Raw genomic sequence first — 19504 nt, 5'->3', positions numbered from 1 at the left:
GGATTGGTGGCTGGATCGAGCGATCAACTCATCCAGTTGCCGCCGTCGACATTGTAGGTCTGGGCGAGAATGTAATCGCTGTCGGCGGAAGCGAGGAAGACGGCCAGGCCTTTGATATCGTCAGGCGTCGCGAAACGGCCGATCGGGACGGATTTGGCGACGGCGGCCTTCTTCTCGCCCGGCTTCAGGCCTTCCCACTTGGCGAAATGGGCATCGACGATATCCCAATGCTCGCCGTCGACGACGCCCGGTGCGATGGCATTGACGTTGATGCCGTATTTTACCAGCGCCAGTGCGGCCGACTGCGTCGCCGAGATGATCGCCGCCTTCGAAGCACAATAGAGCAGCACCAGCGCCTCGCCGCGTCGGCCGGCCTGGCTCGCCATATTGATGATCTTGCCGCCCCTGCCCCGCTCGATCATGACGTTCGAGACCGCCTTCATCATGAAGAGCGGGCCCTTCAGATTGATCGAGAAGACTTTGTCGTAGCTCGCTTCGGTAATCTCGTTGACGGGCGCCATGTCGAAGATCGCGGCGTTGTTCACCAGGATGTCGATGCCGCCATGCGTCTGGTCGATCTCCTTGACGACGGCGTCGATGGCCGAGAGATCGGTCACATCGAGCTTCATCGCCGTGGCGGCAGGGCCGATCGCGTCCGCCGCCTTGGTCGCCCTCGCGATATCGATGTCGGCGATGACAACCCTTGCACCTTACTTGACGTAGGCTTCCGCGAAGCCCAGCCCGATCCCGCGCGCGCCGCCGGTAATGAGCGCAACCTTGTCTTTCAGTCTCATGATCATGTTCCTTTCCCTGGAAAGCGTGCTCAGTGCGTCGAAATGGATGTGTGGCGCATTCTCTCCAGCGCCAGCCCCTGTTCATCGAACAGGTGGCAGTCGCCGGCATTGAAAGACAGCCGTACTTTTTGATGCAGTTGGTGGCTATCTGCTCCGTCCGTCTCGACGATAACGAGTTGTCCGGGCATGATCTGCACATAAACATAGGTGTGACCGCCGAGTCGTTCGACGACCATGATTTCGCCCTCGACCAGTCCCTCGGCCCCGATCGTGAGATGCTCGGGCGCAGCGATTGGGAAAAACCAGAGCCGGAGTTCCGGCAGCTGACACTGCCGGAACCCTCCGGGAGGAGCCCGCGGCCTTAGCCGCGGGCGAGGCCGCCACTCACTTGGGGTAGCCGGCCTTTTTGATGTCGCGCTCGACCTGTTTCTGGGCATTGTCGAGGGCAGCGTCGACGGTCTGCTGGCCGGCCAGAGCCGCGGAGATCTGCTGGCCGACAATCGTGCCGATCCCCTGGAATTCCGGGATGGCGACGAACTGAACGCCGGTATAGGGGACCGGGTCCTTGGTCGGCTTGGACGGATCGGCCGAAAGAATGGCCTTCAGCACCGTGTCGGCGAAGGGAGCGGCCTTCTGATATTCGGCGAGTTCATAGGTCGACTTGCGGGTGCCGGGCGGAACCGCGACCCAGCCTTCCTTCTCGCCGACCATCTTCACATAGGCTTTCGACGTCGCCCATTTGATGAACGACTTCGCCGCTTCGGACTTGGTCGAAGTGGCGGGGATGGCAAGGTTCCACGACCATGACCAGCTCGATCCGTTTGGCGTGACATTGACCGGAGCGCGGGTAAACGCCGTCTTGTCGGCAACCTGGCTCTGCTTCGGATCGTAGACGCGCCCTGCCGCGGACGTCGCATCGATCCACATGGCGCAATGGCCGGTCGAAAACAGCGCCTGGTTCTCGTTGAAGCCGTTCGAGGTGACGCCCGGAGGACCGTATTTGGTCAGGAGATCGACATAATCGGTGACCGCCTTCTTCCACGGTTCGGAATTGATCTCAGGCTTCCAATCCATATCGAACCAGCGGCCGCCATAGGTGTTGATCATGGTTCCCAAGAACGCCATGTTCTCGCCCCAGCCGGGCTTGCCGCGCAGGCAGAGGCCGTATTGCTCCTTGGATTTGTCGGTGAGCTTCTCGGCAAACTCCCTGATCTGATCGTAGGTGGGCTGCTCCGGCATCTTCAGGCCGGCGGCGTCGAACAGGTCCTTCCGGTAAAGGGTGAAGGAACTCTCGGTATAGAACGGTACGGCGTAGAGCTTGCCGTCGACCGTCAGGCCGGTCTTGATGGGGGCGAGCAGGTCGCCATAGTCATAGTCGTCTCCCAGATCGTCGAGCGGCTCGAGCCAGCCCTGCTTGCCCCAGATCGGCGCTTCGTAGCCGCCGATCGTCAGGATGTCGTACTGGCCGCTTTTGGTCGCGATATCGGTCGTCACCTTCTGGCGAAGGACGTTCTCCTCGAGCACGACCCAGTTCAGTTTGTTGCCGGTCTCCTTTTCCCATTCCGGCGACAGTTTCTGCATGATGATCATATCGCCATTGTTGACGGTGGCGATCGTCAGCTCCTCGGCATGCGCCATGCCGACGGCCAGCGCGAGGCCGGCTGCGGATGCAGACAGAATGACAGTGAATTTGTTCATGGTCTCCGCTCCTCCTTTACGGGTGTTTACGCATAAACTTACATGCGTAAACTTTCTATCTGCTTCTCCATTGATATTGTCAAGCAGGTTTTAAGCGGCCGGTTTGGCCACATGGGGGCGAATTTATATCGGAAATCTCGTAATAGAGCTGGAAAGATGGGATTTTGCAGCGCAATGCGTTTTCGATATTCGCTGTCGCACCGCAATAAAAACTTGTCACGCGTAAAATTACAGTTGACTGACTTCGGCAGGCGGGTTACGGCCGAAACGGGACGCGTTTTTAGAGACGCGCGGAGCGCGGACGCCGCCGCTTCCCGCATAAGGAGATTGCAGATGCCGTTACCTCACAGGGCACTCGCGCCGGAAGCGCTCGGCCCGACGATCACCGTCGGGGAAATCCTGGTGGAAATCATGGCGACCACGGTCGGTGCCGGCTTTCTGGAGCCGCAATCCCTGACGGGGCCTTATCCCAGCGGTGCGCCGGCCATTTTCATCGATCAGGTCGCGCGCATGGGCGGTGCCGCCGGCATCATCGCGAGCGTCGGCAATGACGATTTCGGTCGGCTGAATGTTGAACGCCTGCGGCGGGACGGCGCCGATGTGTCCGCCATCGCCACCAGCGCTGACTGGCCGACAGGCAGCGCGTTCGTTCGTTACCGTCCGGATGGCGCCCGCGATTTCGTCTTCAACATCGCCAGATCCGCCGCCGGTCAGATCGCCCTCACACCGGCCGCTGAAGCTCTGGTTCAGCGCGCCGGCCATGTGCATGTCATGGGAACGGCACTTTCCATTCCCGGCGCCCGCGAGGTGATCCTCTACGCTATCGAGACGGTGTGCGCTCGCGGCGGCTCGGTGTCTCTAGACCCCAATCTCCGTAAGGAACTGCTGACGGATGACGGCGCTCTGGAAAGCTTCGACAAGGTGCTGGCCGCAGCCGATCTGCTGCTGCCATCAGGCGACGAGCTTTTGACTGCCGCCGGAGTAAGCGAAGAGGCCGGGGCTGTCGCAAGGTTGCTGGAAGGCGGCATCGGTGAAATCGTCCTGAAACGGGGCGAACAGGGCGCGTCGTTCTTCGGTCGCGATCGCCCGCGCGTCGATTGCGCCGCCTTCGCGGTTGCCGAGATCGATCCGACCGGCGCCGGGGACTGCTTCGGTGCGGCCTATCTCACCTGCCGCCGCAAGGGCATGACCCCGGAGGCAGCCCTCCTCCATGCCAATGCGGCCGGTGCCCGCAACGTCACCCGGCTCGGCCCGATGGAAGGCGTTTCCACCCTTGCCGAACTGACGGCCTTCATCGCTGAGACCCCGAGGAGATAGACAATGGACCGGATATTGACCCGCCTCGCCGCTGCGCGGCGCAACGGAGCGCCCTTCGGCATCACCTCGATCTGTTCGGCCCATCCCGTCGTTCTTAGGGCGGCGATCCGGCGGGCGGTGCGCGACGGCGGCCCGCTCCTGATCGAGGCGACCTGCAACCAGGTCAACCATCTCGGCGGTTATACCGGCATGACGCCGGAAGCCTTCATCCGCTTCGTCGAGCGCATTGCCGCCGAGGAAGGGCTCGATCGCTCGCGGATGATTTTCGGCGGCGATCACCTCGGCCCCAATCCATGGAGGAAGGAAAAGCCGGCGGCCGCACTCGAGAAGGCAGAGGCGATGGTCGCGGCCTATGTCAAAGCCGGGTTCGGCAAGATCCATCTCGACGCCTCGATGGGCTGCGCCGGCGAGCCGGCCGCGCTCGACGATGCGACGATCGCCGAACGCGCCGCAAGGCTGGCGCAGGTCAGCGAAATGGTCGCGAAGGCAAGCGGCATGCCGCTGCCGCTCTATATCCTCGGCACGGAGGTTCCGGTGCCGGGCGGCGCCGATCATGCGCTCGCCGAGCTCCGGCCGACCGCTGCGAAGGATGCCCTGGCGACGATCGCCATTCATCGCGAGATCTTTTCTCGGGCGGGATTGGAGGACGCCTTTTCCCGCGTCATCGCTTTCGTCGTCCAGCCCGGCGTCGAATTCGGCAGCGAGAACGTCATCGGCTACAGGCCCGAGCTTGCGACCGAATTGACCGCACTGCTCGACGAGGAACCGCAATTCGTCTTCGAGGCCCATTCCACGGACTATCAGACGCGTGATGCCTTAACACGGCTGGTGCAGGACGGCTTCCCGATCCTGAAGGTTGGCCCCGGCCTGACCTTTGCGCTGCGCGAGGCCGCCTATGCGCTTGACATGATCGCGACCGAAATGGTGCCGGGTTACGGCGACAGGCCGCTTGCGGCCGCTATGGAGGCGCTGATGCTGGCAGCACCCAGCGACTGGCAAGCCCATTATCACGGCGACGAGACGGCTTTGCGTCTGCAGCGGCACTACAGCTACAGCGATCGTATCCGCTATTACTGGAACAGGCCCGAAGCCGACCGGGCGTTCGAGAGTCTGCTCGGCGCCCTGCGCGGAAAGACAATCCCGGAGACGCTGCTGCGTCAGTATCTGCCGCAGCTTTCGGCGCCCGAAGCCAAAGATCCCGAAATCATGTTGATTGCCGCGGTCGACCGTGTGCTCGCTGATTACCAGAGCGCCTGCGGCACGGCGCCCTGAACTTCGCCGGGAAAAAGGGGGACGCTTGGCTGCCCGGCGGAGAACCGCTCCCCCTCTCCGACCCTTACCGCGTCGTATAGCCGCCATCGACGACAAGCACTTCGCCGGTGACGTAACTTGCCGCCGCCGAGCAGAGAAACAAGGCAGCACCGGCCACTTCCTCCGGCTGTCCGACCCGTCCCATCGGGGTCATGCTGCGCCAGGTCGGAAACCAGTCGGGATTGTCGATGCCGCCGCGCGACAGATCGGTCTCGATATAGCCCGGCGCAATGGCATTGACGCGGATATTCTCGGCCGCAACTTCGCTCGCCAGGCTCTTCGTCATCATATGGACGGCCGCCTTGGAGGTGTTATAGGCGACCTGGTTCTGCGGGATATTGGACACGATGCCAGACATCGAGCCGATATTGAGGATGACGCCGCCGCCCTGGCGGCGCATCGGGGCGAGTGCGGCGCGGCAGGCACGGAAGACCGCGTCGACATTGACGGTCATGATCTCGCGCCAGATGGCATCGGAGAATTCCCCGCTGTCGCCATGAATGGCGATGCCGGCATTGTTGACGAGGATGTCGAGCCGGCCGCCCCGCGAAAGGGTCTCAGCGACGAGCGCGTCGGCAGCCTCGTCTTTCGTCAGGTCGGCGGCAATGAAATCGCAATCGACACCGGCCTTGGCGAGCCGATCTTCCGCCGCCGCATTGTGGGACCTTCCCGTGATGAGGACTTTGGCGCCCGCCTCGCCGAGCGCCTCGGCGATCGCAAGCCCGATGCCGCGCGTGCCGCCGGTCACCAGCGCCACCTGCCCGTTCAGGCGAAATCTGTCGAAGATCATGTCCGTTTCCTTTCTGCGATTATCGGCGGCGCATCCTCGTCAGATGTCGGTGCTCTGCGGCAGGATGACGAGATCGCGGATGGTGATGTTGCGCGGGCGGGTCAGCATGAAGAGAACGGCTTCGGCCACTTCCTTCGGTTCCATCAGGCCGCCGGCGGCAAGCGCCTCATCCAGCTTCTCCTGCGGCCAGTCGCTGAGAAGTGCGGTGACGACGGGGCCGGGCGCGATGGCGCCGACACGCAGGCCGTGTTTGGCCACCTGCCGTCGGAGCGTATGGACGAAGGCCTGAACCGCATGTTTCGAGGCCGTATAGATCGGCTCCCAGACGACGGGGATCATCCCCGCAACCGAACTCGTCAGAATGATATCGCCGGTCCTGCGTTCGACCATATGCGGCAGGACGGCATGGACCGACCGGAAGGCGGCGTTGACGTTGAGATTGAGCATCCGATCCCAGGCGTCGGGGTCGCCGGTGAGCACCTCGCCGCCGATATAGGAGCCGGCATTGGCGTGGAAGATATCCAGCTGGCCTGTCTCCTCCAAAATCGCAGGCATCATCTGAGCCATGCTCTTCGGATCCATGAGATCGATGACCAACGGAATAGCGTCTGCACCGAGCGTCGAGCAGATTTCCCTCAAACCCTCCTCGTTGCGGTCCACCAGCACGACCCGTGCGCCGGCGGCAAGCATGGCCTTGGCGCATTCCAGGCCGATACCCGATGCCGCTCCGGTGACGGCCGCGACTTTTCCAGACAGATCCTGTCCCATTTTCTTCCTCTGCTTTCCTGTTGATTTAGGCCCTGCCGTGCGAAATGCGCGATCGGCGTGCCAGCGAGTCGACGATGACGGCGACGGCAAGCACGGCCCCCGTGATCATGTACCGAAGCGACGACGACAGATCGAGGAGCGTCAGCCCGCTGGCGATCGACTGGATGACGATGATGCCGAGAAGGGCCGAATAGGCGCTGCCGCGCCCGCCGAACAGGCTGGTGCCGCCGATGACCGCCGCAGCGATGGCGTTGAGATTGACGTCGCCGGTGCCGGCCTGCTGGCTGGCGGTCGCCAGCCGCGCGGCTGAAAGCACGCCCCCGGTCGCTGCAAGCAGGGCACAGGTGACGAAGGCACTGGCATAGATGCGCGACACGTTGATGCCTGAGCGGCGGGCAGCCTCTCTGTTGCCGCCGACGGCCTGCATGGAGCGCCCCCATTTGGTGCGGGTCAGCGCATAATTCATGGCAGCGACGAGCCCGACGAAAAGGCCGAACATCCAAGGGATGCCGCGCGACTGGTTGAGATAGAAAGCGACCGCTTCCAGGGCGACGGTGACGACGACGGCGCGCAGAAGCAATCCTGTGACCGATTTCGAGGATAGGCCGGCAGCCCGTCGTCGTGCCGCCGTGCGGTAGCTGGAAAAAAAGAAGGCAATGCCGGCCAGCGCAATGAGCGCATAGGCGACCACGTCCGGCATCACCATGATCTGCCCGAAATTCACCAGCCAGGAGCCATAGGTCAGATTGATCGAACCGGTCGAGCCGAGGATATAGAGCTGCAGGCCGAGAACCGCGAGCAGTCCCGACAGGGTGGAGACGAAGCTCGGCATGCCGAAGCGGTTGAAGAGGAAGGCATAGAGCGAGCCGATCAAGGCGCCGACAACCATAGCGGCGAGAATGGCCAGCACCACCGGCCAGCCCTGGTTGATCCAGAAGACGCCGGTGAGCGCCGAGGCGAAACCGCTGACGGAGCCGACGGACAGATCGATTTCTCCGACCATCAGGATGCAGACGATGCCGAGCGAGATGACGCCGACCGTCGAGCAATCGAACAGCATGTTGACGAGGTTGGCGCTGGAGAGAAACACCGGATTGAGCGCCTGAAAGACCGTCCAGATGATCGCCAGGCCGACGATGACAGGCAGCGAGCCGAGGTCGCCGGAGCGGATGCGATCCCAAAAGGCGCGGATCGAGCCGGCAAGGCTATCGTCATGGCGCACCCTTTCGTCACGCCGGTCGAGGAGAACAGGCGCTGCCGGTTCGTTCTGCAAGGTCTTCATCATGGTCTTCCCTCCTCGTTCTCTAGGCTTTGTGCCTTGCGGCGCGTGGCGCGGCGGGAGACGGAATTGTTGGATGCGCCGGTGATCGCGCTGACGAGCTCTTCGTTGGAAGCGTCGGGCATGAAGGTGCCGTTGTTGCGCCCGAGCCGAAGCACGACGATGCGGTCGGCGACCGCACGCACATCCTCCATATTGTGGCTGATCATGATGACGGCGAGGCCGCGTTCACGCACGCGCTCGATCAGATCCAGCACCTCGGCGGTCTGGGCGACACCAAGCGCTGCCGTCGGTTCATCGAGCATTATCAGTTTCGGTTCGAGCAGCAGCGACCGGGCGATCGCCACGGTCTGGCGCTGGCCGCCGGAGAGCGAGGCGACGGGCTCGCGCACGCTGGGGATTCGGGCCGAAAGCTCGTTCAGCAGCTTCCAGGCGCGGATCTCCATCGCGACCTCGTCGAGCTGGAACGGATTGAGCTCCTTGCCGAGAAAGATATTGGCGACCACATCGAGATTTTCGCAAAGGGCCAGATCCTGGAAGACGGTGGCAATGCCGAGGTCGAGGGCGGCACTTGGGCTCGACAGGTTTGCCTGTTTTCCCTCGAACAGGATGGTGCCCGAGCTCGGCTGATGCACGCCGGCCAGGATCTTGACCAGCGTCGATTTGCCGGCGCCATTGTCGCCGACCAGCGCCACAACCTCGCCGGCATGAACGTCGAGCTCGATATCGGTGAGCGCCGACACGGCCCCGAAGTTTTTCGATATTCCGCGCAGGCTGAGGACAGGCTGGCGGGAGCCGTCAAGGCTATGAGAGGTTTCAGACATCGCCTGGCCTTTCGGAAAGAAGCAAAAACCGGAAGCGCGACCGGCGATCCGGCCGCGCTTCCCTTGGCTCGATTATTGGGTGATGCCGAGCTTCTTGCAGCCGTCGGCATAACGGCCGGTGCACAGTTCCTCGGCCGTGTTGATCTTCTTGTCGATGATCTCGGCCTTGAGGTTTTCGGCGGTGACGACGGCAGGGACGAAGAGCTGCGCCGGCGTGTCGTAAAGCGTCATCTCGGCCTTGATCGTTTCGCCCGCCAAGAGCTTGACGGCGACGTCGGCCGCGGCCGCGGCGACGATTTCGCTCGGCTTGGAGATCGTGTTGTACTGATCCCCCGATATGATCAGCTGCAGTGCGGCGATCGTCGCGTCATTGCCGGTCACCGGCGGCACGGGATCGACACCGGCTGCCTTGAAGGCGGCGATGGCGCCACCGCCGGTGCCGTCATTGGCGGCGACGACGCCGACAATCTGCTTGCCGAAACGGGTGATCTGGCCGGCCGCCCATTGCTGGGCATTCGCCGGCTGCCAGTTCGGCGTGTCGAATTCGGCAAGCGTCTTATAGCCGCCGCTGGCAAGACCCTCGTGAATGCCGTCCTTGATCAATCCGGCGGCGGCATCGGTCGGCGAACCGTTGATCTGCAGAATGCCGCCGCCATCGGTCGGCACATTCTTCGCCTTCAGATGCTGGACGAGCGATTCCGCGATCGCCTTGCCGATCGCCTTGTTGTCGAAGGAGACGTAGAAATCGGCCTTGCCCTTCGGGATCGGGCGATCATAGGCGATGACCTTGACGCCCTGGCTCTGGGCGAGCTGGACAAGCGATGCGGCCGCTGCCGAATCCACCGGATCGAGCACGATGACCTTGGCGCCCTGGGTGATCGCCGAATTGAACTGCTGCTGCTGTTTGGCAATATCGGCGTCGGCATTCTGATAGAGGACCTTGCAGGACGCGCAGAGCTTCTTCATCTCCGCGACGAAGCCCGGATGGTCGTGCTCTTCGTAACGGGTCGAGCCCTGGTCGGGCATCAGGAAGGCGACCGTCGCATCGGCAACGGCGCTTTGGGCAAAGGCGGACGTCCCGCCAAGCAGGGACAGGGCAAATGCTGCGGCACCTGCCGCCTTCATCGAGAATTTCATCATTTCCATCTCCTCCCATTGGAAAAAATTGTGTAGCTTCGTCGTTGCATTGTTCTGCTGTGGCCGTTCGACTGAACGAACGACCATGCCTGTCCCGGCGGTTTGCAGTTTGTCTCAGGACAAGCGTCTCCCGTCGCGAACCGCTCGTTGCGCGCTCGCGTCCAAATCAGTGTCGGTTTGGGTTCCTCCTCCTCGTCCTCCCTGTTCGCTGTCTTCGGCGGGCTTTCCTGGTACTTCTCGTGCGGCTGGCTCAGGCCGCCTTCGCCACGTTGATATTGTCACCCAGCAACCGCCGGAAGCGGGACGGCGTCATGCCTTTTTCCGCGAGAAATTGGCGGTTGAAGTTGGATAGATTGTTGAAGCCGACTTCGAAGCAGATATCGGTGATCGAGGCGTGGTCGTCGCTCATCAGGATCTGGCAGGCGAGATTGATGCGCAGACGTTTCACATATTGCACGAGCGACATGCCGGTATGGCGGCGGAAGGCGCGCGAAAAGGCGCCTGTGGACTGTTCGGCAATCCCGGCGAGATCGGCTTCGTCGAAGGATTTCGTCAGGTTCTCCCGGATATAGGCGAGCGCCTTGTTGATCCCGGCCGACATGTAACCGGACGGATCGGGCAGATAGCTGGGGCTGGCAAGAAGCTGAGCATCCTGTGCCCGGCTGAGCAGGCCGACCATCATCATGAAGAGCTCGATGCGCCGTACGCCCTGTGCCTGCTGCACCTCGTTCATCAGCGGCGCCACCTGCCGGCTGGTCTCGGCGCCGAAGAGCACGCCGCGGCGGGACGCTTCGAGAACCGGCTCGAAGGGGCCGAGTTCGGCCAGCACTTTCATCGTGTCGCTGATGAAGTTTTCGCTGAACTGGATAAGCTGGCATCGAAGCGGAATGCTCGATCCTTTTGGAACGTCGCTGATCCAATTGTGGGGAAGATTGGGGCCGGCAAGCACCAGATTGCCCGGCTCGAACTCCCCGATGAAATCGCCGACGAAGTAACGCCCGGTTGTCGCCACGACGAGATGGAGTTCGTATTCCGGATGAAAATGCCAGCGCACCGTATGATAGGGATAGCCATGCGCCTTCGTTGCGAAGGATTCGCCCGGCCTGATCTGAACGACTTCCAAGTCAGGTTCCATTGTTTCCTCCTCCGAGGGGCGGGTTCCAAGTCCGCACGCCAAATTCCCGTTTGGCTTATTGTTGTAGGCGAGTGTAGTGGGCTCGTTTCACGCCCGCCACCACGATTCCCGGTCAAAACCGATACTTTTTTGATGATTGGCGTCGCGCAGCCGGTGTAAAGACGGCAGCAACGGGCATCGCTCGTCCTCCAGGGACGTATCTCAGGCCGCCAGGGCGGCAATGACGTTCCTGACCAGCGCCGCCGAGGACAGCCGGCTCGTGGCACAGCTCGGGGCGCCGATCGCGCCGACACGCACGGAGACGCCGCCGCGTGCATTGGCGATCGCAAACATCGACTCGTCGGTCAGATCATCGCCAATGGTGATCGGGTTCCTGTTCTTGAAGGGGTCGGCTTGAAAAAACCGCTCCAGCGCATCCCCCTTGCTCGACCGTGCCGGCCGCAGTTCGAAGACCATTTTGCCGAGCTGCAATGCCCAGTTCGGCCCGGCAAGCTCCGCATAATGATGCATCCGCTCTTCGAGGATCTTTTCATAGTCGGGTGCCAGCCGGTAATGCGCGGCGACGGCCGCGCCTTTATCCTCGATCAGAACGCCTGGATAGTGCTCGGCTTCCGTCGTCAGCGCATGCTTCAGCGCCTGGAATTCAGGTGTGGCCTCGACGGTGTGCATTCCGGCAGCGCTCCTGATTTCCGCGCCGTGAAGGCCTGCCGTCGGAAATGCAAAGGGTTTGAACAGTGCGTCCGCATAGGCAAGCGATCGTCCGGTGACCAGTGCCAGGGCGCCGCCGAGCTTGTTCGACAGGCGATGAAGCTGTCCCGGAAGAGCCTCGGGAACTTCGATTGCATCCGGTGTCGGCGCAAGGTTGAGCAGCGTTCCGTCGATGTCGAGAAACATCGCCCAGCGCTCCGGTTCTTCCAACACCATTGAAAGCATTTCCTGGGTCGCGGCGTCATCCTGCACGGTCTTCTCCAAATTCCTGCAATCATTGAAGCTAGGTCGCAGGCCGTCGAGGGCAAGATGGTTATCTGCCTCTGGAACATCCATGGGCAAATCCGCGTTAAAATTCGCCCACCGTTCAAGCGCTCGCACAGCGAAAGGTACTTTGATGGTCAAAAGCAATCCGGAGCGCCATGATGAATTCAATGCCCCGTTAGCGCATGGCGCGACGGTTCTGCCGGCGGTGACCATCGACGATTACAACAATGAGCTTCGTGACAAGGATGGCTTCGTCGGCGACAACGCCAACAAGAAGACCTTCCAACTGAAACTCGACGAGTTGCGAAAACGCCTCCGCAAAGTCGGAGACGATCCGATCGGCAAGATTGCGACGGGAAAGCTCTCCAAAAAGAAAATCGACGCTCTCCTAAAGGGCGATGATCTGGAAGCGGCGGCGCTGATCATGGGGGCCGTCGAGGATTTTGCGCAGGACTTTGCCGATGTGATCGGCAAGTTCCTGAAGGACAAGCGGTGGGGAAGGACGGAACGCATCGTTGTTGGCGGCGGCTTCCGGCGGAGCCACTTTGGCGAACTGACGATCGCGAGGACGATGGTCATTCTCAAGGCGGCCGGCATCGACGTCGAGGTGGTGCCGATCGTTCATCATCCCGATGAGGCCGGACTGATTGGAGCGGTCCACCTCATGCCCTCCTGGATGTTCAAGGGCCATGAAGCCATGCTCGCCGTCGACATTGGCGGCACGAATGTTCGCGCCGGCGTGGTGAAATTCGGAGACGGAGAAACCCAACTTGCAGAGGCGAGTGTCTGGGAATCAAGCATCTGGCGTCACGCCGACGACGAGCCGAGCCGTACGGCAACGGTCGAGAGGCTGGCGGCGATGTTGCAGCAGTTGATCGACAAGGCCGAAAAGGCCAATCTGAAACCTGCTCCGATCATCGGCATCGCCTGCCCCGGCATCATCAAACCCGATGGCTCGATCGAACGCGGCGGACAGAACCTGCCCGGCGGAAACTGGGAAAGCGACAGCTTCAACCTTCCCGCCGCGCTGATGAAGGCCATTCCTGAGATCGGCGACGACAGCACGTTCGTGATGATGCACAACGATGCCGTCGTGCAGGGATTGTCGCAGATCCCGTTCATGACCGACGTGTCGAGATGGGCGGTGCTGACCATCGGCACGGGTTTGGGCAATGCGCATTTCACCAATCGCGATGGAATAAAACCGCGATAGCGCTTGCCAAGAACTGACCCAGCCTTCGCTGACTGACCCGTTGCACTCGGTAAAGACATCGAACGTAGAATTTTAGAAAATGCTTGTTTAAACCGTGGTCCTCGATCATGTTCGCATTGGAGTAGGGAATCGAGACTGAAGCGACCGTGACGGAGGGACCACCATGTCGTTTTACCTGATCAGAGCCCTGGCGGCGGCCGGGGGCATCTTCGTTGCGGGCGGCACGATGGCTGCAGACATCTATTCGCCGATGACGCCGGAGGGCCAGAAGGTCAGCACCGAGAGCGGCTGGACGGTTTCCGTCGCGCCCTATTTCTGGGCAGCAGGGCTTTCGGGGGACGTCGCGCAGTTCGGATTGCCCGCGGCCCATGTCGATACGAGCTTCAGCGACATTTTCGACCATCTTGATTTCGGCGCGATGGCCATCGGGGACGCTCGATATGGACCTTACAGCATCTTCGCCGATGTGATGTACACGAAGATTTCCGGTCAAAGCGGCACGCCGAGAGGCATTCTTGCCGACGATGTCGAACTCACGTCCGAGACCTTCGCCGGCTTTCTCGGGGCCGGCTACGCGATCTACGAGGACGAGGCCGCGCGCCTTGAGATCGCGGCCGGCTTGCGCGTCTGGGCCGTCGAAAGCGAACTCTCCTTCAGCGGTGGCCTTCTCGACGGAGTTTCCAAAACCGACGACGCGACCTGGGTGGACGCGCTGGCCGGCTTTCGTGGCACCTATTCATTGACGCCTGAAGTTTATCTAACCGGATGGGGCTTTGTCGGGGCCGGCGGCGCCGACCTCGACTGGGACGTCGCGGCAGCGATCGGCTATCGCTTCACCGACAGCGTATCTGCCGTTGCTGGATATCGCGCTCTGGGCGTTGATTACAGCAAGGACGGCTTTGTGTTCGACGTCGTTCAGCAGGGCCCCGTACTCGGGCTCGAAGTCCGCTTTTAGTCAGTCATCACAAGAGCCAATCGAAACCGCGTGCAACCGTCTGTTCGTCGCGTCATTGCGCCGCGAGTGGGAATGCTGCGCCGGCTTTCGTCACCGGCGGCGGGTTCCACCTGCCCGTCAGGGCATCGGGTTCGGGCGCATAGAGCCGCATCGTCAGATTGTACGGTCCTGCAGGTGCGGGCAGCCAGTTCCATTCCTTGTCCTTGCCGGGGCTCTCGTGCTGGAAATAGAGATCGAGCGAGCCATCGGCATTGTATTGGAACGGCATCCAGCTGCTGACCGCGAAGCGGTTGAGGGCATTGGCGACCTGAAACCCGTCATTGTCATACAGCGTCACGGACCAGAAGGCTTGGACCGGCGGAATCTGCTCCTTGTCGAAGTGGATCGTGTAGTCGCTCTTCCCATCGAGCGGGTGGCCGTTTTCGTCCGCAAGATTGAGCGGATAGATGGCGTCCTCCGGCAGGTTGGCGCCGAGACCCTGCTGAGCAACGATGGCACGCTTCAGATAGTAATTGCCGTAGGCGCCCATGGTGTCGGTATTCATCGACCAGCCATTGGCGACGCGCGCCAGGGTCTTCACCTTCCAGGCCATCAGCGCCTGAGCGTCCTGGGGGACTGTCTCGAGTGCCGTCTGGACAATCGCATCCGCCTTGGAAAGATCGAAGCTCTTGCCGGGTTCAAGACCGATCCGCTTCATTCGGGCAATTATCGGCTGATCGGTGAGGTGCGGCCGATGGACCTTCAGGAGCTCGGCAGCGTAGGCGAAATAGGCTCCCGCCGGAGCAGTATCGACCTGGGTCTTGGGTGGTGTCTTCATGTCCACCGAGGAATCGATGTTCACCGCTGCCGGTTTTGGCTCTTTGCCCCATTCGGAGAGCAAGGTGACCATGTACCCATCCTGAACCTTATGAACGGCGTCATAGTCTGGGGGGCCGTCTGTTTTCGTCCGGCCGATGATCCAGACATAGGGGGTTGGTGCATCGATCCTTTGTGTGCCTTCCGGCAGCTTGAATTCGTCGAACCCGTCGCGCAGATCCGGCCGCCAGCCGGGAGGGGCGATGAGGAAATGGCCGGCCGCCGTCCCGGTGGTTCGCCAGCCCGGAGCCGCAAACACATCCGTCCACATGTCGAGCATCGGCAGCAGGTAGAAGCGTCCGCCGGTGTCGGGAGCCGAAACCACGACCGGTTCCTTCGTCAGATCAAGCCAGGCGCTCGAATACAGCGTGTCGAAATTCGGTCGAACCACCACCTTCATGTCGGCCGGAGGGAACGCGGGGATGTTGGCGAACCGATTGGGCGGACCGCCGATCGCACCTTCCTTGGCTTCGACGTTGGTCAATTGCTTCCGAGTGACGTCCATCGATAGCAGTGGATAGAAATAAATATAGGCATCCACGCCGATCGCGTGAGCTTCCTCTTGGGTGATGGCGCTCGCATCTGTCGCGCCGATCGAAAGGGCCGCAAGGCCAAGAGCGAGAAAAGTGACCGGCCTGCCTCCGCAGGACAGGATTCTGGCATCATCCGTCAAACCACGCATTGCGTCCTCCCACTGTCAAATTAGGTGAAATGCGAATGAACCTGCTGAATGGATCCCCTGTGGCAGATAGCTGCCCGATGGCTAGTGACTGTTCGGATTGCAGATGGAAAGCTGAACTTGGGGTGTCGTGATCAATGGTCGCTCCGCCGTCTCGCGCGAGCTTCCCGGCCCTCCGGCTATCCGGGGTCGCAGAGAAAGGAGACGATGGGCGTTGTTTGGCGTGGCCGACGGGGGCTGCTTGCGGGCCGGACGTTCGGCCTGAGCCTGGCAATCGTCCTGATCGTGCTCATCCGGCCTTCTTCTCCCCGTCGTTCATCAGATGTCTCAAAGACTTCGTATAGACGGTCGTAGTCCGAGCGTCATTGACGCGCGTCAATGCCAAGGCCCGGCATGGCGCTTCCTGTCCGGAGCGCTCCGCAAGGGGCGATCTGCTTCTCTCAGGCCAGCCGCGCGACCGCGATGCGGGGGTCGATCGGCCTGACGGCGTCTTATGGTAAATGGCAGGTAAACAAGGAGGAATTCCGCAAACGGAAGGAAAGCGGCTGATAAGTTCCGCTAGGAAGGATACGGTTTGGTGGGAGATGCGAGAGGGGCTGGTTGGCTTGCTACCCTCCAATGCCTTCTAGCATAGCCACCACGACCTGATTCGCCTAGCGCTTGCCTTAGCAAATCCTTGCTGTCGGCGCATTCGGCTGGTTCGGCGCATAGTGCAGCGGCCGGGCAAGCCTCATCAGGCGATTCGTCGGGTCGCAATTCTCCCCGATTGTGAATGGTAGCGGCGCATTCTGTCGGCAGCGATGAGCCCCTCCCCTTTTCCGCCCACATCGAAAAGATGGTGATAACGCCGGCAGGCGGTTCTCGGCGGGTTCAAATTGCGCTTATCTCTATGCTCGACACAAGCTCCATACGCAGACGAAAGATGGAAGATGAACTTCAAGGGAATAAGCGCTCCGCTCAATGCCGGCCGTCTCGAACAGATGCTCGGCCTTGCCCCGTCCCGTCGCGATCCCGAAGCCCAAGACGCAAATGACAAGTCTTCCGGCAACGAGCCCGTCCGCGGGATGGAGGCCGAAAGCCTGTACCGATCTTCTGCCTATAAATGAGCATTGGCTGAGGCGATCTCAGCCAAGCGACGGAAGTCGCTCTGAGTCGGCAATGGCGGTTAGTTCTTTCGAAAATGTGTGGCGATCGTTCAGGCCGGCTTCGGCGGAATGCGGCGTGGCCGCCATTGTCAGCTGACAATTGCGCTAAGATTCCGGAATTCCACAGGATTTTCTCATCGAATCCGGTTTGTTATATATGCGCTAACCAAGAAATCGCTTGACCGACTCACCAGACTCACGATCATTTGCGCAAAATTACCCGATTTATCAGGATTTGCGTGAATGCCGACCAAGGCCGCGATTGTTGAGAAAGCCAAGAGAGCGAGTCAAGTCTCGATCGATGAGACGATCGCGCAGGACTCGACGATGCTCAGCAGCCAGCTGCAGGTGCTGTTCGAGCGTTTGTTTTCGCCCGATGCCCGCAAATCCCTGCGGCGATTCAGCAGCACCGAGGCCGCCAAGCTGCTCGGCGTCACCGACAGCTACGTTCGCCACCTCGCCGCTCAGGTCGAAAGCATCAATCCCGAAAAGACGGCGTCCGGGCGCCGGGTGTTCTCCCTCGAGGAAATCCATGCGATGCGCCAGCATCTCGGGCGCACCAAACCCTCCTATCTGCCGATGCGCCGGCCGGGCGACCATCTCCAGGTGATCGCCGTCACCAATTTCAAAGGCGGCTCGGGCAAGACGACGACGTCAATCCATCTGGCGCAGTTCTTGGCGCTCCGCGGCTATCGTGTCCTCGCCGTCGATCTCGACCCGCAGGCGTCGATGTCGGCGATGCTTGGATATCAGCCGGAATTCGACGTCGGCGAAAACGAGACGCTTTACGGCGCCATCAAATATGACGAGACGCGTCGCGACGTTGGCGACATCGTCCGCCAGACCTATTTCCCCGGCCTCGATCTCATCCCCGGCAATCTCGAACTGCACGAATTCGAACATGATACCCCAAAGGCGCTGGCCGACACCAACCGCGACGACCAGGACATGTTCTTCATGCGGGTCGGCAATGCGCTGCATTCGCTGGAGCAGAGCTATGACGTCGTCATCATCGATTGCCCCCCTACCCTCGGCTTCCTGACGCTGTCGGCTCTCTGCGCCGCCACCTCAGTGCTCATTACCGTTCATCCGCAGATGCTCGACGTGGCGTCGATGAACCAGTTCCTGACGATGACCTCCGACCTCCTGTCCGTGGTCAAGGAGGCTGGCGGCAATCTCGATTACGACTGGATGCGCTATCTGGTTACCCGCTATGAGGCCAATGATGGCCCGCAGGCGCAGATCGTCGCCTTCCTGCGCAGTCTGTTCGGCGAGCGTGTGTTGACCTCGATGATGGTCAAGTCGACGGCGGTTTCGGATGCGGGCCTCTCCAAGCAGACGATCTACGAGGCGGGACGCGAGACGATGCATCGCCAGACCTATGATCGCGGAGTCGAGTCCGTCGACAACGTCAATGCCGAGGTCGAGCAACTCATTCGCAGTGCGTGGAGCAGGACATGAGCCCAAAAGGTCGCGATATCCTGAAGAGCATGGTTGGCGCCGTGGAGCCGACACGGCCGGAGGCGCCGGCTGCGCCGCCGCCGCATCGGCCCTCGGGCGCGGTCAAGGCGATGAACCTGTCGCTCGGACGGTTGGGTGAAGAAGCGGCGGCCGCCAAGGCGCTGCGCGAATCGCTGGCCGCCGGCGACAAGGTGCTGGAGATCGATCCGGCAGCAGTCGAAATGTCCTTTATCCGCGACCGCATCCCGGTCGATAGGGATGCCGAGTTCGAGCGGCTGAAGCAGTCGATCCAGGAAAGCGGACAGCAGGTTCCGATCCTTGTGCGGCCGGATCCGGTGAAGGCGGGCCATTACCAAGCCGCCTACGGCCACAGGCGTCTGCGTGCGGCCGCGGAGATCGGGGTCCCCGTCAAAGCCGTCGTGCGCAAGCTCACGGATGAGGAACTGATCCTCGCACAGGGTCAGGAAAATGGCCCGCGTGTCGACTTGAGCTTTATCGAACGGGCGCTGTTTGCACGGCGCATGGATGAACACGGCTTCAGCCGCGACATGATTGCCCAGGCGCTGGCGACGGACAAGCCGGAGACGTCGAGGCTGCTGCAGGTAGCGCAGACGATCGACCCCGACATCATTCTTGCAATCGGACCGGCGCCCAAGGTTGGCCGCCCGCGCTGGCTGGCTTTTGCCGAAAAGTTCAGGGAGGCCGGCGGGAAGAAGAAGGCGCAGGCCGCAGTCGGCGCTGCCGCTTTCCACGCGTTGGAGAGCAATAGTCGCTTCGATGCCATCTGGAAGGCGCTGGAAGAAAAGGGTGCGCCGCAGCGGGCCGAGCAGACGCTTCGGACCCAGAGCGGCGGCACGCTCGCTTCGGTCAGCCGCTCCGGAAAAACCTTTCGCATCACCGTCAAATCGGCGGCGTTTTCGGAATTCCTGGCTCGGCGGTTGGCAGGCCTCGCTGCCGAGTTCGAAGAGGAAAATGAGGGAAAATGAGGCAGTTAGGCCGGTTGTCAGCTGACAATCGGGATAGGAGATAACGCGCAAAAGAAAAAAGCCCCCGAACGTCACCGTCACGGAAGCTTTCCTCGTAGTCTTGAACACCTCCGAGAATCGCACTTCCGAGAATCGCTGTCAAGAGTTTTTGGCGCCGTTTTGGCGAGCAGACTTCTTTTGCC

The 19504-nt window shown here is 61.4% G+C and carries 17 protein-coding genes and 1 pseudogene; 7 read left to right on the top strand and 11 right to left on the bottom strand.

What is annotated here, in order from left to right:
• Positions 1 to 23 precede the first annotated feature (23 nt).
• The 3 genes and pseudogenes from CO666_RS10250 to CO666_RS10240 all read right to left on the bottom strand — a co-directional run bounded on the left by CO666_RS10250 (position 24) and on the right by CO666_RS10240 (position 2492).
• Positions 24 to 794 (bottom strand): annotated as a pseudogene (locus tag CO666_RS10250) (L-iditol 2-dehydrogenase).
• Positions 795 to 823: 29 nt separating this feature from the next.
• Entirely contained in the window at positions 824 to 1231 is a 408-nt protein-coding gene (locus tag CO666_RS34885; protein WP_097611967.1) for a TOBE domain-containing protein, read from the bottom strand.
• Positions 1179 to 2492, bottom strand: a complete 1314-nt coding sequence (locus CO666_RS10240) for an ABC transporter substrate-binding protein (RefSeq protein WP_179869653.1) — start codon at positions 2490 to 2492, stop codon at positions 1179 to 1181. Before CO666_RS10240 ends, CO666_RS34885 begins: the two co-directional genes overlap by 53 nt.
• Positions 2493 to 2825: 333 nt before the next feature.
• Here CO666_RS10240 and CO666_RS10235 point away from each other — a divergent pair, with 333 nt between their 5' ends.
• Entirely contained in the window at positions 2826 to 3809 is a 984-nt protein-coding gene (locus tag CO666_RS10235; RefSeq protein WP_097611966.1) for a tagatose kinase, read from the top strand.
• A 3-nt stretch (positions 3810 to 3812) separates the two neighbouring features.
• Positions 3813 to 5081 (top strand): D-tagatose-bisphosphate aldolase, class II, non-catalytic subunit, encoded by a 1269-nt coding sequence (locus CO666_RS10230; RefSeq protein WP_097611965.1) that lies wholly within the window; start codon positions 3813 to 3815, stop codon positions 5079 to 5081.
• 64 nt (positions 5082 to 5145) lie between these two features.
• Here the strand turns inward: CO666_RS10230 and CO666_RS10225 are convergent, their stop codons facing one another.
• The 7 genes from CO666_RS10225 to otsB form a co-directional block, all read right to left on the bottom strand.
• Positions 5146 to 5910, bottom strand: coding sequence for an SDR family NAD(P)-dependent oxidoreductase (locus CO666_RS10225; RefSeq protein WP_097611964.1), 765 nt, complete (start codon positions 5908 to 5910; stop codon positions 5146 to 5148).
• Positions 5911 to 5949: 39 nt separating this feature from the next.
• Entirely contained in the window at positions 5950 to 6678 is a 729-nt protein-coding gene (locus CO666_RS10220; protein WP_097611963.1) for an SDR family oxidoreductase, read from the bottom strand.
• Between the two features lie 25 nt (positions 6679 to 6703).
• Positions 6704 to 7963, bottom strand: a complete 1260-nt coding sequence (locus CO666_RS10215; RefSeq protein WP_097611962.1) for a sugar ABC transporter permease — start codon at positions 7961 to 7963, stop codon at positions 6704 to 6706.
• Positions 7960 to 8781, bottom strand: coding sequence for an ATP-binding cassette domain-containing protein (locus CO666_RS10210; RefSeq protein WP_097611961.1), 822 nt, complete (start codon positions 8779 to 8781; stop codon positions 7960 to 7962). The genes CO666_RS10215 and CO666_RS10210 overlap by 4 nt, the downstream gene beginning before the upstream one ends.
• Positions 8782 to 8853: 72 nt before the next feature.
• A complete protein-coding gene (locus tag CO666_RS10205) occupies positions 8854 to 9927 on the bottom strand; it encodes an ABC transporter substrate-binding protein (protein WP_179869662.1) in 1074 nt (357 codons plus the stop codon).
• Positions 9928 to 10168: 241 nt separating this feature from the next.
• The gene (locus tag CO666_RS10200) at positions 10169 to 11053 is read right to left on the bottom strand and encodes a helix-turn-helix domain-containing protein (RefSeq protein WP_097611960.1); all 885 of its coding nucleotides are present in this window, start codon (positions 11051 to 11053) and stop codon (positions 10169 to 10171) included.
• 201 nt (positions 11054 to 11254) lie between these two features.
• Positions 11255 to 11986 carry a trehalose-phosphatase gene (otsB, locus tag CO666_RS10195; RefSeq protein WP_179869661.1) on the bottom strand — a complete coding sequence of 244 codons (732 nt, stop codon included), beginning with the start codon at positions 11984 to 11986 and terminating at the stop codon, positions 11255 to 11257.
• 172 nt (positions 11987 to 12158) lie between these two features.
• On the opposite strand from otsB, the gene CO666_RS10190 reads away from it, so the two are divergent.
• Both CO666_RS10190 and CO666_RS10185 read left to right on the top strand, forming a co-directional pair.
• Positions 12159 to 13241, top strand: coding sequence for an ROK family protein (locus CO666_RS10190; protein ID WP_097611958.1), 1083 nt, complete (start codon positions 12159 to 12161; stop codon positions 13239 to 13241).
• Between the two features lie 163 nt (positions 13242 to 13404).
• Positions 13405 to 14196 (top strand): hypothetical protein, encoded by a 792-nt coding sequence (locus CO666_RS10185; protein WP_097611957.1) that lies wholly within the window; start codon positions 13405 to 13407, stop codon positions 14194 to 14196.
• A 52-nt stretch (positions 14197 to 14248) separates the two neighbouring features.
• Here the strand turns inward: CO666_RS10185 and CO666_RS10180 are convergent, their stop codons facing one another.
• On the bottom strand, positions 14249 to 15733 hold the full coding sequence (locus CO666_RS10180; RefSeq protein ID WP_097611956.1) for a DUF1254 domain-containing protein: 1485 nt from the start codon (positions 15731 to 15733) through the stop codon (positions 14249 to 14251).
• A gap of 926 nt (positions 15734 to 16659) precedes the next feature.
• On the opposite strand from CO666_RS10180, the gene CO666_RS34130 reads away from it, so the two are divergent.
• The 3 genes from CO666_RS34130 to repB all read left to right on the top strand — a co-directional run bounded on the left by CO666_RS34130 (position 16660) and on the right by repB (position 19322).
• Positions 16660 to 16836: a hypothetical protein gene (locus CO666_RS34130; RefSeq protein ID WP_164740441.1), complete on the top strand. Its 177-nt coding sequence runs from the start codon at positions 16660 to 16662 to the stop codon at positions 16834 to 16836.
• 282 nt (positions 16837 to 17118) lie between these two features.
• A complete protein-coding gene (gene repA, locus CO666_RS10175; protein WP_097611955.1) occupies positions 17119 to 18336 on the top strand; it encodes a plasmid partitioning protein RepA in 1218 nt (405 codons plus the stop codon).
• Positions 18333 to 19322 carry a plasmid partitioning protein RepB gene (gene repB / locus CO666_RS10170; RefSeq protein ID WP_097611954.1) on the top strand — a complete coding sequence of 330 codons (990 nt, stop codon included), beginning with the start codon at positions 18333 to 18335 and terminating at the stop codon, positions 19320 to 19322. Before repA ends, repB begins: the two co-directional genes overlap by 4 nt.
• Positions 19323 to 19504 lie beyond the last annotated feature (182 nt).

The organism is Rhizobium chutanense, assembly GCF_002531935.1.
GTDB classification, from domain to species: domain Bacteria; phylum Pseudomonadota; class Alphaproteobacteria; order Rhizobiales; family Rhizobiaceae; genus Rhizobium; species Rhizobium chutanense.
This window is presented reverse-complemented; position numbering and strand designations above follow the sequence as displayed.

Excerpts from the sequence above, each read along its gene's own strand:
- CO666_RS34885 (WP_097611967.1), bottom strand. The coding sequence starts at position 1,231 with ATGCCCAGAAACAGGTCGAGCGCGACATCAAAAAGGCCGGCTACCCCA.
- CO666_RS10240 (WP_179869653.1), bottom strand. The coding sequence starts at position 2,492 with ATGAACAAATTCACTGTCATTCTGTCTGCATCCGCAGCCGGCCTCGCG.
- CO666_RS10235 (WP_097611966.1), top strand. The coding sequence starts at position 2,826 with ATGCCGTTACCTCACAGGGCACTCGCGCCGGAAGCGCTCGGCCCGACG.
- CO666_RS10230 (WP_097611965.1), top strand. The coding sequence starts at position 3,813 with ATGGACCGGATATTGACCCGCCTCGCCGCTGCGCGGCGCAACGGAGCG.
- CO666_RS10225 (WP_097611964.1), bottom strand. The coding sequence starts at position 5,910 with ATGATCTTCGACAGATTTCGCCTGAACGGGCAGGTGGCGCTGGTGACC.
- CO666_RS10220 (WP_097611963.1), bottom strand. The coding sequence starts at position 6,678 with ATGGGACAGGATCTGTCTGGAAAAGTCGCGGCCGTCACCGGAGCGGCA.
- CO666_RS10215 (WP_097611962.1), bottom strand. The coding sequence starts at position 7,963 with ATGATGAAGACCTTGCAGAACGAACCGGCAGCGCCTGTTCTCCTCGAC.
- CO666_RS10210 (WP_097611961.1), bottom strand. The coding sequence starts at position 8,781 with ATGTCTGAAACCTCTCATAGCCTTGACGGCTCCCGCCAGCCTGTCCTC.
- CO666_RS10205 (WP_179869662.1), bottom strand. The coding sequence starts at position 9,927 with ATGGAAATGATGAAATTCTCGATGAAGGCGGCAGGTGCCGCAGCATTT.
- CO666_RS10200 (WP_097611960.1), bottom strand. The coding sequence starts at position 11,053 with ATGGAACCTGACTTGGAAGTCGTTCAGATCAGGCCGGGCGAATCCTTC.
- otsB (WP_179869661.1), bottom strand. The coding sequence starts at position 11,986 with ATGCTTTCAATGGTGTTGGAAGAACCGGAGCGCTGGGCGATGTTTCTC.
- CO666_RS10190 (WP_097611958.1), top strand. The coding sequence starts at position 12,159 with ATGGTCAAAAGCAATCCGGAGCGCCATGATGAATTCAATGCCCCGTTA.
- CO666_RS10185 (WP_097611957.1), top strand. The coding sequence starts at position 13,405 with ATGTCGTTTTACCTGATCAGAGCCCTGGCGGCGGCCGGGGGCATCTTC.
- CO666_RS10180 (WP_097611956.1), bottom strand. The coding sequence starts at position 15,733 with ATGCGTGGTTTGACGGATGATGCCAGAATCCTGTCCTGCGGAGGCAGG.
- CO666_RS34130 (WP_164740441.1), top strand. The coding sequence starts at position 16,660 with ATGAACTTCAAGGGAATAAGCGCTCCGCTCAATGCCGGCCGTCTCGAA.
- repA (WP_097611955.1), top strand. The coding sequence starts at position 17,119 with ATGCCGACCAAGGCCGCGATTGTTGAGAAAGCCAAGAGAGCGAGTCAA.
- repB (WP_097611954.1), top strand. The coding sequence starts at position 18,333 with ATGAGCCCAAAAGGTCGCGATATCCTGAAGAGCATGGTTGGCGCCGTG.